The sequence below is a fragment of the Streptomyces toxytricini genome (assembly GCF_014649915.1).
Taxonomy (GTDB): Bacteria; Actinomycetota; Actinomycetes; order Streptomycetales; family Streptomycetaceae; genus Streptomyces; species Streptomyces toxytricini.
Window position 1 is genome coordinate 102,726 of the sequence record NZ_BMTY01000003.1, and the last position, 14,192, is coordinate 116,917.

The 14,192-nt window shown below is 70.8% G+C and carries 10 protein-coding genes; 3 read left to right on the forward strand and 7 right to left on the reverse strand.

Annotation, left to right across the window (positions count from 1 at the left end; genetic code table 11):
* Positions 1 to 40 precede the first annotated feature (40 nt).
* Entirely contained in the window at positions 41 to 3,940 is a 3,900-nt protein-coding gene (locus IE170_RS04555; RefSeq protein WP_189808008.1) for a DNA-directed RNA polymerase subunit beta', read from the forward strand.
* A gap of 67 nt (positions 3,941 to 4,007) precedes the next feature.
* Here IE170_RS04555 and IE170_RS04560 read toward each other — a convergent pair whose 3' ends face one another.
* The 7 genes from IE170_RS04560 to IE170_RS04590 all read right to left on the reverse strand — a co-directional run bounded on the left by IE170_RS04560 (position 4,008) and on the right by IE170_RS04590 (position 12,865).
* Positions 4,008 to 4,961 (reverse strand): M48 family metalloprotease, encoded by a 954-nt coding sequence (locus tag IE170_RS04560; RefSeq protein WP_189808009.1) that lies wholly within the window; start codon positions 4,959 to 4,961, stop codon positions 4,008 to 4,010.
* Between the two features lie 26 nt (positions 4,962 to 4,987).
* The gene (locus IE170_RS04565) at positions 4,988 to 5,482 is read right to left on the reverse strand and encodes a Pycsar system effector family protein (protein ID WP_189808010.1); all 495 of its coding nucleotides are present in this window, start codon (positions 5,480 to 5,482) and stop codon (positions 4,988 to 4,990) included.
* Positions 5,479 to 6,609, reverse strand: a complete 1,131-nt coding sequence (locus IE170_RS04570; protein ID WP_189808011.1) for a hypothetical protein — start codon at positions 6,607 to 6,609, stop codon at positions 5,479 to 5,481. The genes IE170_RS04565 and IE170_RS04570 overlap by 4 nt, the downstream gene beginning before the upstream one ends.
* A gap of 12 nt (positions 6,610 to 6,621) precedes the next feature.
* Entirely contained in the window at positions 6,622 to 8,730 is a 2,109-nt protein-coding gene (locus IE170_RS04575) for a hypothetical protein (protein ID WP_189808012.1), read from the reverse strand.
* Complete coding sequence (locus IE170_RS04580) at positions 8,727 to 9,455, reverse strand: hypothetical protein (protein WP_189808013.1); 729 nt, start codon at positions 9,453 to 9,455, stop codon at positions 8,727 to 8,729. Before IE170_RS04580 ends, IE170_RS04575 begins: the two co-directional genes overlap by 4 nt.
* A gap of 97 nt (positions 9,456 to 9,552) precedes the next feature.
* Positions 9,553 to 10,275 (reverse strand): Crp/Fnr family transcriptional regulator, encoded by a 723-nt coding sequence (locus IE170_RS04585; RefSeq protein ID WP_189808211.1) that lies wholly within the window; start codon positions 10,273 to 10,275, stop codon positions 9,553 to 9,555.
* Between the two features lie 79 nt (positions 10,276 to 10,354).
* Positions 10,355 to 12,865 (reverse strand): YfhO family protein, encoded by a 2,511-nt coding sequence (locus IE170_RS04590; RefSeq protein WP_223856160.1) that lies wholly within the window; start codon positions 12,863 to 12,865, stop codon positions 10,355 to 10,357.
* A gap of 462 nt (positions 12,866 to 13,327) precedes the next feature.
* On the opposite strand from IE170_RS04590, the gene rpsL reads away from it, so the two are divergent.
* Together rpsL and rpsG are read left to right on the forward strand one after the other, a co-directional pair.
* Positions 13,328 to 13,699, forward strand: a complete 372-nt coding sequence (gene rpsL / locus IE170_RS04595) for a 30S ribosomal protein S12 (RefSeq protein WP_007265893.1) — start codon at positions 13,328 to 13,330, stop codon at positions 13,697 to 13,699.
* A gap of 2 nt (positions 13,700 to 13,701) precedes the next feature.
* Positions 13,702 to 14,172 carry a 30S ribosomal protein S7 gene (rpsG, locus tag IE170_RS04600; protein ID WP_114053724.1) on the forward strand — a complete coding sequence of 157 codons (471 nt, stop codon included), beginning with the start codon at positions 13,702 to 13,704 and terminating at the stop codon, positions 14,170 to 14,172.
* Positions 14,173 to 14,192 lie beyond the last annotated feature (20 nt).

Sequence of the window (14,192 nt, forward strand, 5' to 3'; positions counted from 1 at the left end):
CATGATTGAGACACGACCCCGAAAGAGGGATTGACGCACAGTGCTCGACGTCAACTTCTTCGACGAGCTGCGGATCGGCCTTGCCACCGCGGACGACATCCGTACCTGGTCCCACGGCGAGGTCAAGAAGCCGGAGACCATCAACTACCGCACCCTGAAGCCCGAGAAGGACGGACTCTTCTGCGAGAAGATCTTCGGCCCCACCCGGGACTGGGAGTGCTACTGCGGCAAGTACAAGCGTGTCCGCTTCAAGGGCATCATCTGTGAGCGCTGTGGCGTCGAGGTCACGCGCGCCAAGGTGCGCCGCGAGCGGATGGGCCACATCGAGCTCGCCGCCCCCGTCACCCACATCTGGTACTTCAAGGGCGTCCCGTCGCGCCTGGGCTACCTGCTGGACCTCGCGCCGAAGGACCTCGAGAAGGTCATCTACTTCGCCGCGTACATGATCACGTTCGTCGACGACGAGCGCCGCCAGCGCGACCTGCCGTCGCTGGAGGCCCACGTCTCCGTCGAGCGCCAGCAGATCGAGAACCGCCGCGACGCCGACCTGGAAGGCCGGGCCAAGAAGCTCGAGTCCGACCTGGCCGAGCTGGAGGCCGAGGGCGCCAAGGCCGACGTGCGCCGCAAGGTGCGCGAGGGCGCCGAGCGCGAGATGAAGCAGCTCCGCGACCGCGCGCAGCGCGAGATCGACCGCCTCGACGAGGTGTGGAACCGCTTCAAGAACCTCAAGGTCCAGGACCTCGAGGGCGACGAGCTGCTCTACCGCGAGCTGCGCGACCGCTTCGGCACGTACTTCGACGGCTCGATGGGTGCCGCGGCGCTGCAGAAGCGCCTGGAGTCCTTCGACCTGGAGGAGGAGGCCGAGCGCCTCCGCGAGATCATCCGCACCGGCAAGGGCCAGAAGAAGACCCGTGCGCTCAAGCGCCTCAAGGTCGTCTCCGCGTTCCTGCAGACCAGCAACAGCCCCAAGGGCATGGTGCTGGACTGCGTGCCGGTCATCCCGCCGGACCTGCGTCCGATGGTGCAGCTGGACGGTGGCCGCTTCGCGACCTCCGACCTGAACGACCTGTACCGCCGCGTCATCAACCGCAACAACCGCCTGAAGCGCCTCCTCGACCTCGGTGCCCCCGAGATCATCGTGAACAACGAGAAGCGCATGCTCCAGGAGGCCGTCGACGCGCTCTTCGACAACGGCCGCCGCGGCCGCCCGGTCACGGGCCCCGGCAACCGTCCGCTGAAGTCGCTGTCCGACATGCTCAAGGGCAAGCAGGGCCGCTTCCGCCAGAACCTGCTCGGCAAGCGAGTCGACTACTCGGCGCGTTCCGTCATCGTCGTCGGCCCGCAGCTGAAGCTGCACCAGTGCGGTCTGCCCAAGGCCATGGCGCTGGAGCTCTTCAAGCCGTTCGTGATGAAGCGCCTGGTCGACCTGAACCACGCGCAGAACATCAAGTCGGCGAAGCGCATGGTCGAGCGCGGCCGCACCGTCGTGTACGACGTCCTCGAAGAGGTCATCGCCGAGCACCCGGTGCTGCTGAACCGTGCGCCCACGCTGCACCGCCTCGGCATCCAGGCCTTCGAGCCGCAGCTGGTCGAGGGCAAGGCCATCCAGATCCACCCGCTCGTCTGCACCGCGTTCAACGCGGACTTCGACGGTGACCAGATGGCCGTCCACCTGCCGCTCTCCGCGGAGGCGCAGGCCGAGGCGCGCATCCTGATGCTCTCCTCGAACAACATCCTCAAGCCGGCCGACGGCCGCCCGGTCACGATGCCGACCCAGGACATGGTCCTCGGTCTGTTCTTCCTGACCACGGACGGCGAGCTCCGCGACGTCAAGGGCGAGGGCCGCGCCTTCGGCTCCACGGCCGAGGCGATCATGGCGTTCGACGCCGGCGAGCTGTCGCTCCAGGCGTCGGTGGACATCCGCTTCCCGGTGGGCACCATCCCGCCGCGCGGCTGGGTCCCGCCGGTCGCCGAGGAGGGCGAGCAGGAGTTCCAGCCGGGCGACAGCTTCCGCCTGAAGACCACGCTGGGCCGTGCGCTCTTCAACGAGCTGCTGCCCGAGGACTACCCGTTCGTCGACTACTCGGTGGGCAAGAAGCAGCTCTCCGAGATCGTCAACGACCTGGCCGAGCGCTACCCCAAGGTCATCGTGGCGGCGACGCTCGACAACCTGAAGGCGGCCGGCTTCCACTGGGCGACCCGTTCCGGCGTCACCGTGGCCATCTCCGACGTCGTGGTCCCCGAGGCCAAGAAGGAGATCGTCGCGGGCTACGAGGCCCAGGACGAGAAGGTCCAGAAGCAGTACGAGCGCGGTCTGATCACCAAGGACGAGCGCACGCAGGAGCTCATCGCGATCTGGACCAAGGCGACCAACGAGGTCGCCGAGGCGATGAACGCGAACTTCCCCAAGACCAACCCCATCTTCATGATGGTTGACTCGGGTGCCCGAGGAAACATGATGCAGATGAGGCAGATCGCCGGTATGCGTGGTCTGGTGTCGAACGCGAAGAACGAGACCATCCCGCGTCCGATCAAGGCCTCGTTCCGCGAGGGCCTGTCCGTGCTCGAGTACTTCATCTCGACCCACGGTGCCCGTAAGGGTCTGGCCGACACCGCCCTGCGTACCGCCGACTCGGGTTACCTGACCCGTCGTCTGGTGGACGTCTCGCAGGACGTGATCATCCGCGAGGAGGACTGCGGCACCGACCGCGGCCTGAAGCTGAGGATCGCGTCGCGCGGCGAGGACGGCGTCCTGCGCAAGGCCGACGACGTCGAGACCTCGGTCTACGCCCGCATGCTGGCGGAGGACGTGGTCGTCGACGGCAAGGTCATCGCGCCGGCCAACGTCGACCTGGGCGACGTCCTGATCGACGCCCTCGTCGCCAACGGCGTCGAGGAGGTCAAGACCCGCTCCGTCCTGACCTGCGAGTCCGCGGTGGGCACCTGTGCCTTCTGCTACGGCCGCTCGCTGGCCACCGGCAAGCTGGTCGACATCGGCGAGGCGGTCGGCATCATCGCCGCCCAGTCCATCGGTGAGCCCGGCACCCAGCTGACGATGCGTACCTTCCACACCGGTGGTGTGGCCGGTGACGACATCACCCAGGGTCTGCCGCGTGTCGTCGAGCTCTTCGAGGCCCGTACCCCGAAGGGTGTCGCCCCGATCTCCGAGGCCGCCGGCCGCGTGCGGATCGAGGAGACCGAGAAGACCAAGAAGATCGTCATCACCCCGGACGACGGCAGCGACGAGACGGCGTACCCGATCTCGAAGCGCGCCAAGGTCATCGTCCACGAGGGCGACCACGTCGAGGTGGGCCAGAAGCTCACCGCGGGTGCCACCAACCCGCACGACGTGCTGCGCATCCTCGGCCAGCGCGCCGTCCAGGTGCACCTGGTCGGCGAGGTCCAGAAGGTCTACAACTCGCAGGGCGTGTCGATCCACGACAAGCACATCGAGATCATCATCCGGCAGATGCTGCGCCGCGTGACGATCATCGAGTCCGGCGACGCGGAGCTGCTCCCGGGCGAGCTCGTCGAGCGCTCTCGCTTCGAGACCGAGAACCGTCGTGTGGTCACCGAGGGCGGTCACCCCGCCTCCGGCCGCCCGCAGCTGATGGGTATCACCAAGGCCTCGCTGGCGACGGAGTCCTGGCTGTCGGCCGCCTCCTTCCAGGAGACGACCCGAGTCCTGACGGACGCGGCGATCAACGCCAAGTCCGACAGCCTCATCGGCCTCAAGGAGAACGTCATCATCGGTAAGCTCATCCCGGCCGGTACGGGCCTCGCCCGCTACCGCAACATCCGGGTCGAGCCGACCGAGGAGGCGAAGGCCGCGATGTACTCGGCCGTCGGCTACGACGACATCGACTACTCGCCCTTCGGCACCGGCTCCGGCCAGGCGGTCCCGCTGGAGGACTACGACTACGGCCCGTACAACGGCTGAGTCGGACACGAGCAGTAACCGCAGGGCGGTCACCCGAGAGGGTGGCCGCCCTGCGGCGCGTTGCGGCTCATAGGTGTGCCTGGAGATGGTGCAGCCGAGTCCGGTAGTCGGGGTGGTCGGACAGCAGCCGCGCGGCCAGACCGGATGGCGCCGCGGGGTGCGGGCCGGCCGCCTCGGCGTTCATGTGCTCGTACAGGGTGAGGGCCAGCGGGTGCCCGAAGCCGAGGCGGGCCGCATGCGCGTCGGCTCGCAGCTCGGCCCGCCGGCGGACCGCCGCCGTCAGGTAGGGCGCGGCCACGAGGAGCAGCGGCAGCCCGTACGTGGCCTGCAGCGTGACGAGAGCGAGGTACCCGGTGATCACCGCCACCGTGGCCAGGGTGGCCACGGAGCACCCGCGCGCGCTCCTGAGCAAGGGAGGCGCGGCACGGTCGAGGGAACGTCGGAGCAGGCGCCAGGGAGCCGCGTACCACCAGGCCAGCATCCCCGCCCATGCGTGTCCGTTCGTGTGGTGTCCCAGCTCGTGTGCGAGGACTGCGGCCAGTCGGGAGGCCGGCAGCTCGTGAAGCGCCCGCCTGGTCACGGCGACGATGTGGCCGGCGGCGGCGAACGCGTTCAGGTCGTCGCTTTCCTCCACCCACAGCTCGTACCGCCGGCCGTCCACTCCGGCGCGGGCCGTGACCTCGTACCAGACGGGAGCCAGGATCCTGAACTCTTCGGGTAGTGGGTGGTGCAGGCGGAGTACGTGCCGAGCGAGGAGCCGCTCGGACGGCCGGTGGAAGGCCAGCACTCCGGATGCCGCCCAGAGAACGGCGGCCGGCCAGGCGGGAACACCCAGCCAGGGTTCCACCACCGCTGCCGCCGCCCCTACAAGGACCATGCTGACCAGCAGTGACGGAAGGTGCAGAACCAGGCCCAGCCAAACGGTCCGGTCCGCACGGCGCTGGCTGGCCCGGTAGGTGACGCGCGTACCGGGGCGTTTGATGTGGGCGAGGTCGTCGGGCGGTGTGGGCGTGTCGTCCATGCGAGGTCTCCGGGTCCAGGAGTGGATCAGCCGAGGAACAGGGCGGTGGGGAGCAGCAGTGCGCCGGAGCCGTATGCCGCCAGGCCGACCCGGATCCACTGGTGCTTGCGGACTGCGATCAGGCTGTTGGCGGCAAGGGCGGCGCGTACGGCGCTTCCGGGGTCTCGATCGGTGTCGGCGAGAGCGTCGGCGAGTCGGCCTTGCCGGTCCGCGGCCCATATGTCGCCGAAGTAGGCCAGCGGGCTTCCCTCATGCCAGTCGGAGCGCAGCGACCGCGGCATGACGGCGAGCAGCAGAGCCAGCAGGGCCAGCCCGAGGGCTGCTGCTCCCGCCCACCACAGCGTCATTCCGACTGCCGAGAAGGAGCCGGGGGAGCGGTGTGGTCCGGGCACTTCCCCACCGATCACTCCTGCCGTCATGCCCAGGGCCCCGACGAGCAAGGCGGCCTTGCTGTCGGCCCGGGCGATCTCGACGCGGAGGTCGGCCAGCAGGCGGGCCGCTGAGTCGTCCGCGGCGCTCATCGGGACGTACTCGAAGAAGCGGGCGGCTCCGGAGGCAACGGCGGCAACGGGGGAAGCCAGGCAGACAGGTCCGCCGCCGTCGGCTGCGGAGGAAGGGGCGGGGACCCGGGTTCGGCGACGGCGTCCCGTGCGGCCGGACCGGCAGGCTTCTCCACGTCCGGCTCATCGGTGACGTGACCGAAGACGGCGTTGAACGCGTCGAGAGCGCGCTGTCGCGGGCCTTCGAGTTCGAACGGCTCGGTACCGGTCTTGTTCAGCATTTCCTTGATGAGGCTCATCTGGGCGCGAAGACGCTCGCGCTGGTCATCGCGCAGACTCTGCATGGCCTTCGCCGAGTCCTCCGGGTGCTGCGCCACGTGCAGGGCCCAGGCGTCGACCCCGCCGGCGCCGAGGTACTCGCGGTAGAAGTCGATGCGCTGGGCCTCGTACTTCTGCATGGCCAGTCGGTGCCGGTGCTGCGCCTCTTCGCGGGCGGCCTTTTCGAGGTCGGCGGCAGCACCGCTCTGCTGCGCCAGGATCTCCTCGGCGGTGGCGTGTTCGATCGCCTGAAGGCGTCGGGCGTGGGCGATGTTCTCCTGGTCACGGCGAAGCCGAACGCTCCAGACGGCACGCAGCCCTGCCTGCTCACCCAGCGGCTTGCCGTCGCGTAGGGCTGCCGTCACCGCGGTCTCGGCGCCCGCGCTGTCGGTGATCGCAAACCCGCGGGTCGCCGGGCGGGCGGCCTCTTCCAGTTCGCCCAGCAGTAGGCGGGGGACGTTCCGGTGCCCGCTGCGCACGAACCGGATTGGGTCGGTGACTTGCCAGTCGAGTTCCACGGTGGCGTCGAACTCGTGGGCGTCCTGGGAGCTGGGCAGGGCGATGCGGGTGCGCACGGGGTGAATGCCCAGGTCAACCTCGTACATGGCCGTGTAGCGGCGGAGGACGCGCCGGGGTCGGTGGGGCGGGTGGAAGACCTCGAAACCGCCCTCCCTCGTGGTGTAGACGAGGGCTTGATCGATGCCGGGCGGTGGGCCGCCCGGCAGCCCCAGCACGCCGATCTGGTGTACGGCCAGGACCGGGTCCTCCAGCAGCGTGTGCCGGTCGGCCTGCTGCCTCCAGTCAGTGGAGTGGTACGTCGGCCTCCCCATGTGCGCCTCCTGTCAGGTGTGTGCGAGGGGACGGGTGAGTGCGGTGTGCATGCGCTCGGCGACCGCCGGGCGGGGGCCGCCGTCCGGCCCCTGCAGGGTGTCGAGCAGGTGGACCAGGCGCGCTGCGTCCCGCTGGCCGGCGACGAGCAGGGGGAGCAGTTCCGAGAGTGCTCTCTCGGTCGCCGGGTTGCGGTCCGCCGCACGGAGCCACTGGCGCAGGACGTCTTCGGCGCGCTCGTTGGTCCTGCGGTCGTTGAGGGCGGCCCGCAGGAACCGGGACACGGCGGATGAGGCGACGGCGGACCGGGCCGTGGTGTCGAGCATGGGAGGGCACCAGTCCGCATCCTGGCGTTCACAGGCGGTGAGGAAGCCGTCCAAAGCGAGTGCCTGTGCGGAGGGGTGACCCCCCAGTTGGGGCAGCAGGGTCGTCACGGCCGCATCCGTCGCCTCGGAGAGCAGCAGGAGGGCCACCGACTGGGGAAGCTCATCCGCCACCTGCTCGTCGCCTGCTCCGACCCGCCCCTGCGCCTGCTTCTTGTCGTACTGGTGCCGGGCCTGCGCTCGCAGGGCGTCAAGGGCTTCAGCCGGACGCTCGGGGCCGATCAGCCCCAGTGCGCGGACACCGACCCAGCAGCGCTTGGGGTCCTGGACGCTCGTGCTCCAGACGTCGACGATGCGCGGGATGTTGGGGGCGCCGATCCGGTGAGCCAGTGCGAGGGTGCTGACTGCCGTCAGCTGGCGCCGGGACTCTTTCGCGCCGGCCCACGGTTCGACGATGAGCGCCATGGCGGACGGCAGGTCGGTGAGGGCGAGCACGGCGACGGCGGCTGCCGCCCGGGTCCGTACGAATGGGCGGCCGTCGACGGCAAGCCCGTTCAGCCACTTGATCAGTGCGGGACGTGCCGCAGGGTGGCCGGTCCACACCTCGCGGAGAACCATGGGCGCCACTCGCTCGTCGTGGAAGGCTGCCTTGACCTGGGTGACAGGCCCCCACTCGGTCGTCTCGTCGGCGGGATAGCGGTGGGCGCGTGCCTTCTGCAGCCGCTTGCCGATGTGGGTGCCGAAGACCGGGATCGGCTTCTGGTAGGTGTCGTCCCCGGTGCTGCGCAGGGCTTTGTACAGGGTGTCGCTCAGTTCTGCCGTCAGTGCGTACGGGCCTTTGTCGAAGGCGGCCAGGGCGATCAGGAAGGCCTTCTCCCGCAGTTGCACCGGGGTTTCGGCCTCTTCGAACCACTCCTGGACCTGCTGTTCCAGCGCCCGCAGTGAGTACTGTTCGATCCGCTCCCGGTCTTCCTCCGCGAGGACCGCCACGTACCGGACGACCTCCCGGATCTGGCGCTCTCGCGAGAGGAACTCGGCGACGGCGGGGAGGACCAGCAGCTCGCGGGCGCGGTCCGCCCCGGTGCGCTTGGGCAGCAGGGCGGCGAGAACGGCAGCCGGCTCGGGAGGACGCCAGGTGGCCAGCGCCACGGTGCTCTCGACGTACGGGCTCACCTCGGTCGTGATCACTAGGTACGCCCCCCGCTCACGCATCCGGCCGCGCAAGGCGAGCAGGTGGGCCTCTCGCAACGGCTGCTCGCGGGAGATTTCGAGGTCGAGCAGCACATGCCCGACGGCACCGTCGCCCGACGCAAGCCGCAGGCTCAGTTCGCTCGGCGGCACGTCACGGTCCAGCGCGCGGACCGGCAGCGCACCGAGACGGTGCAGGAGCATGAGGGCCGCGGTGCGGCGGCCGCTGAAGGGGTTGCCCATCAGGACGATCACCCGCTCATGCCGCAGCCTTTCCAAGAGCTCTTCGAAGACGGTGCCCTCGGGAACGAAGTCCTCGGCGAGACGCTCCAGCGTCTCCGCCGGGATCTCGCCCGCGACCGGCTCGTTGCGGAAACCGCCGAAGGTGTAGTGGTGTTCGACCTTGCCGCCGGTGATGATGTCGCCGATGACGTGTTGGGCGGCGACCCCGCGGTTGACGCCCCGGAAGTCGAACTTGGGCGCGTGGGCGTCCAGGTCGCGGCGGGCCGCCCAGGGCTCCTGGGCCGGCTGTTCGGAGTCGGCGGTGCCGCCGCCGTCAGCCTGGCCTTCGGCAGCAGGGTCCGGTGCCTTCTCCGCCACCTGCCCGCTCACGGACGCTCACCTGAGGGTCCGAAGGTGATGCCGCCCTGAACGTGCTGGGCGACGACCCCGTGGTTGGTGCCCCGAAACTCGAATCCGCCCGGGGCGCTCTCAGGGGACGGCGGCCGGGCCGCCGATGGGGGCGGGACGGCTGCCGCGGAGCGGAGGGGGCCGTACAGCCACGCTTCCATCGGTCCGTTCTTGGTGGGGACGGACACCTGGTGGAACTCGTCCTTCGGAATGCCGACGTGCTCGTGCGCCACAACGCCCGAGTAGACGGACGGCGACACGCACAGCGCGTAGTCGTACCGGCTGTCGCGCAGGGCCTCTCGCAGCGGTTCGCCGTCGAGGAGCCGGCAGGCGTTGTTCAGGTCCGTTCCGACCCAGCCGTCGAATTCGTCGATGTGGACGAACCCGTGGGCGAGAACGGCCCTGAGCCGAATCTGCGCCGACCGGGCTGCCAGCCGGTTCACGGCCCGCACCTCGGCGGGGGCGTCCCGGAGCAGGGCTCGAAGGATGTCGGTCAGCGGCACGGACGGGTCGATCAGTTCCATGACCGCGTCACCGCGGTCCTCCCGCCGGCGCAGGCTGTGGTCGGCGCCCGCGGCGAGCAGGGTGCGGTCGACGATTCCGAAGAGCATGCGCCGGAGGTAGCCCTGCTGGACGTCGTCGCGGTCGCTGAAGCGCTCGGTGTCGATGAGGAGGAATGTGCGGGAGAGGGGTTCGGGCCGTGTCATGGCAGCAGCGTCGGGGACACGGACGGGATGAGGTGAGGGCGGATGACGCAGCTGAATGTGACCGTGTGCACTGACGGGGCACATCGGGAGCCGCTGCCTAGGGGCTCGGCGGCTCCGCTTGGGCGATCCGGTGCAGTACGTCCGGCCGGACGAGGACCAGCGTCCGACGGCCGGTACTGATGACGCCTCTGTCCCGCAGACTCTTGAGCTCCCGCTGCACCATTTCGCGGGAGGCACTTACGGCACCCGCGAGCTCCTGCTTCGTGAGCGGGACGGACACCTCGACTCCTGCCGCCGTGCGCCTGCCGTGGATACGGGCGAGATCCAGCAGGAGGACCGCGAGCCGCTCCCGGACGGGCATGGACGCGAACTGGAGGTTGCGCCGGTCCGCCGCCCGAGTGCGGTCAGAGGCCAGGGCCAGGAGCTGCAACGCGACATCGGGAAAGCGGCCGAGGAAGGAGCGGAAGGTCTCGTGCTCGATCACGACGGCGCGGACGGGCTCCAAGGCGGTCACGGTCGCCGAACGGGGGCGTCGGGTGAGGGCGGCGGACTCCCCGATGATGTCGCCCGGCCCGCGAAGCGCGAGTAATGCCTGGTAGCCGTTGGGGTGAGCGGCGGTGACCTTGGTCCAGCCGTGCAGGAGCAAGAGGACATGGGTGGTCGGCTCGTCCTGGTGGAGCAGAGTGCTGCGGGCCGGGTACACCGCTTCGCGGCCGAGCGCCCGCAATGCGGCGCCGTCCGCTTCCTCCAGTCGTGCGAGGAAGGGGACCCGGTCGTCCAGTCCTCCCTCGTTGCCGGTCGTGCTCGCACCATGGACCATCGCCATCGCCCCCGCCTGGTGATCAGGGCGGTCAATGTACTCAACAACGGCTTCGCGCGGTCCGGGAACAGCGCGATTTCTACCCGTCCGCGCGCTTGCGGAGGCGGCGGCGGAGTGGGGGGAGGGCGGCGGCTGCCGTCAGGGCGAGGGCCGCCAGGGTGGCGCCGGCCAGGCCCGGGCGGAGGCCCGGCGGGGTGTACGTGCAGGCGAGGGTACGGGTGTCCGCGGGGAGGCGGAGGGACATGAGGCCGTGGAACGGGGTCGGGGGGGTGGGGCGGCCGTCGGCGGTGCACTGCCAGCCGGGGACCGCCGTCGTGGCGACGACCGCCGTGCCCGTGGTGCCCGGCGGGAGGTCGGCCCGGAGGGAGTGGCCGCCGGTGCGGACCGCCGTGGCGCCCGTACGGGTGAGGCGGGCGACCGCGTCGTCCAGGGCGGCCCGGTCCAGGCACCCGATCGGGTGGGATTCGCGGACCGTCGCCGCCGTGGTGTTCCTTCCCCGGGTGCGGACGATCGCGGTGAGCGTGCCGTCCGCCGGTACCGGGCCGAGCCGGACCACGCCCGTGGTCCGGCCGTCCAGCCGGCGTTGCCCGCCGGGGTGGGAGAGGGTTCCGGTGAGGCGCGGGGAGTACCAGTATGCCTCAGAGCCCGGGGTGCAGCGGGCGGTGTACGTCCGCTGGTGCGGCGTGCCGTCCGCAGTCGGCTCCGGGACCCGGTAGACCGCCGCGCCGAGGGCGTTCTCCTGGCGCGCGTACACGGTGTCCGCGGGGTTGGGGGACGCGAAGGGGGCGCTGCGGACCGTCACCAGCGGGGGAGCGGGGAAGCGGGAGGCCGTCCAGGTGCCCTCGGCGGGGCCGGGGCGGACGCGGGCGCCGATGGCGAAGACGGCGTCGAGGACGGGGTTGTCCGCGCCGAAGAAGGTCCGGCCGTCGTTCTTGAAGCCGTAGCCGAGGGGCTCCAGCGCCTTGTACGTGGCCTCGGGGAAGTAGCTGCTGTAGTACTGCGGGCCCTCGGCGCGCAGCGCGAGCGCGTCGTTGTACGAGGTCTGCGGCGCGCCGGAGTCGGTCCGGTACGCGGGCCAGCCGTTCACCCCGCGGACGGCTTCGGTGTGCGCGGCGATCGAGCGGCCCGAGGTGGCGGCGGGCTTGGCCCAGCGCTCCCGCGCGCGGCGGAAGTCGGCGTTCCAGGCGGCCGCCGCGGACTCGGCGAAGACCAGGCCGGCCATCAGGACGGCCGCCGCAGGGATGAGGAGGCGGTGCCTCGCGCCGTGGTGGAGCAGGACCACGGCGAGGACGGACAGGGCGCCGCCGCCCAGGACGGCGGGCCACGTCCAGCCGCCGAAGTCGTCGGTGTGGCGCAGCAGGAACGCGGCTGCGGCGAGCACGGCGGCCGCCGCCGCGGCGTGCAGCGGGCGGGGGCGGTGGGCCAGGGCGAGCCAGGCCAGGACCACCAGCAGGGCGCTGAAGACGAACGTCTCGCGGTACGGGTTGCCGTTGGGCACCGCGAGGCCGTGCCAGACGTACTGGGTGGGAGGGAACTGGAAGGAGGCGAGGACCAGCACGGTCGCGGCGCCCCACACCAGGCGGGTGCGGCGGGCGATCGCCGGGTGGAAGAGGAACGTCAGGGCCAGGACCGTGCCGAGCGAGGCGACGTACAGCCGGGGGCGGCCGCCCCACAGGTGCGTGGCCGGCAGCATCCCGGAGAGCAGGACGTCCAGTCCCACGGGCTGGAACGCCGCGGCCTTGGTCGGCTGGGCCGCCCCGCTCGACAGGAACGACGGCAGCAGCAGGGGCAGGGTCAGCAGGATCCCGGTCGCCGCGGCGGTGGCGGCGCGCCCCAGCGCGCGCATCCGCTGCCGGCCGGTCGTGTGGAGGGTGGCCAGGCGGACGGCGAGGAGCACGCAGGCGGCCGTCGTCGCCATCATCGCGGTGTAGAAGTTGCCCAGCCAGGCGAGCGCGACGAGCAGCGCGGCGCCGGGCCAGCGGCGCTCCTGGATGCACCACTCGACGGCGATGCCGAGCAGCGGCAGGGCGACGAGGCCCCACAGCCACATGGGGATGTACGAGGCGTCGCTGAGGGCCCAGCCGCACAGCCCGTAGCAGGCGCCGAGGACGCCCCGCTGCCACCAGGGGCCGGGGCGGAGCCGGCCGAGGTAGACCGCCATGGCCGCGGCGGCTGTGCCGCTGGTCAGCGGGGTGACCGCGAAGACGGCGAGGTCGACGTTGCCGCGGGAGACGAGGACGGCCGCCCAGGAGAACGGGTTCCCGAGGTAGGTGTGGTAGTCGGAGAGGAACTGCTGTCCGAAGCCGCCGCGCCAGGTGAACAGCAGGTCGCCCGCGGCCTCCCCGTGGACGAGGTCCCACAGTCCGCGGTGGAACGGTACGTACTGGTTGGCCTGGTCGTTGACGGCCCGGCCCAGGCTGCCGAACGGGAAGGCGCCCCGGGCGGCCCAGGCCGTGCAGACGGCGGCCGCGGTCAGCAGGAAGGCCGTCAGCGGGGCGCGGAGGCGGGCGAGGACCGGGGGCCTGCGGGCGGCGGCCGGGGGCCGGGCCGGGCTGTCCGCTGCCGTCGGCTCCGGGGTGACCGTCCGCAATGTCGCGCTCCCTGCTGGTCGTGCCTTTCGGGGGGAATCGGTCGGCAGTGTAGTGGTCCGCCGGGGTCCGGCCGGACGGCCGCGGGGACCGGCCGGGGACGGGCGCGGGGACGGGCGCGGGGGCCGCCGCGGGTCGGCCGGCCCATACCACACCCCCGCGCCCGGCGCCGCCCGGGAGGCCGCAGGCCAGGCGGGACACGGGCCGCGGGCCCGCAGGCGCGGGGACCGCGGGGCCTTTGTTTTGACCGGAGTGGATGGGGTGGGTACGCTCAGACCTTGTGCCTGGGGTGTGCCTGGGCTCCCGTGCGTGTCCATCAACCGCACGCGGGCCGCACAAGCCGCCGCGATCCACGTCCTCCCGCGCTTGCGCGGGGGTCTGCCGGATCCGACACACCCGACCGCGTGGGTCGGGGAACGTTCCAGGTTAGCTTCACTACACGGCACACAGAAACCGGAGAAGTAGTGCCTACGATCCAGCAGCTGGTCCGGAAGGGCCGGCAGGACAAGGTCGAGAAGACGAAGACGCCCGCGCTCGAGGCTTCGCCCCAGCGCCGCGGCGTCTGCACGCGTGTGTTCACGACCACCCCGAAGAAGCCGAACTCGGCGCTCCGCAAGGTCGCGCGTGTGCGTCTGACCTCCGGCATCGAGGTCACCGCTTACATTCCGGGTGAGGGACACAACCTGCAGGAGCACTCGATCGTGCTCGTGCGTGGTGGCCGTGTGAAGGACCTGCCGGGTGTTCGTTACAAGATCATCCGCGGTGCGCTTGACACCCAGGCTGTCAAGAACCGCAAGCAGGCCCGCAGCCGCTACGGCGCCAAGAAGGAGAAGTAAGAATGCCTCGTAAGGGCCCCGCCCCGAAGCGCCCGGTCATCATCGACCCGGTCTACCAGTCTCCTCTTGTCACCTCCCTGATCAACAAGATCCTGCTGAACGGCAAGCGCTCCACCGCCGAGCGCATCGTCTACGGCGCCATGGAAGGCCTCCGCGAGAAGACCGGCAACGACCCGGTCATCACGCTGAAGCGCGCGCTGGAGAACGTCAAGCCGTCGCTCGAGGTCAAGTCCCGCCGCGTCGGTGGTGCGACCTACCAGGTTCCGGTCGAGGTCAAGCCGGGTCGCCAGTCGACCCTCGCGCTGCGCTGGCTCGTGGGCTACTCCCGCGCCCGCCGCGAGAAGACCATGACCGAGCGCCTCATGAACGAGCTCCTCGACGCCTCGAACGGCCTCGGTGCGGCCGTGAAGAAGCGCGAGGACACGCACAAGATGGCCGAGTCCAACAAGGCCTTCGCGCACTACCGCTGGTAGTCGCAACCCACATCGAGACC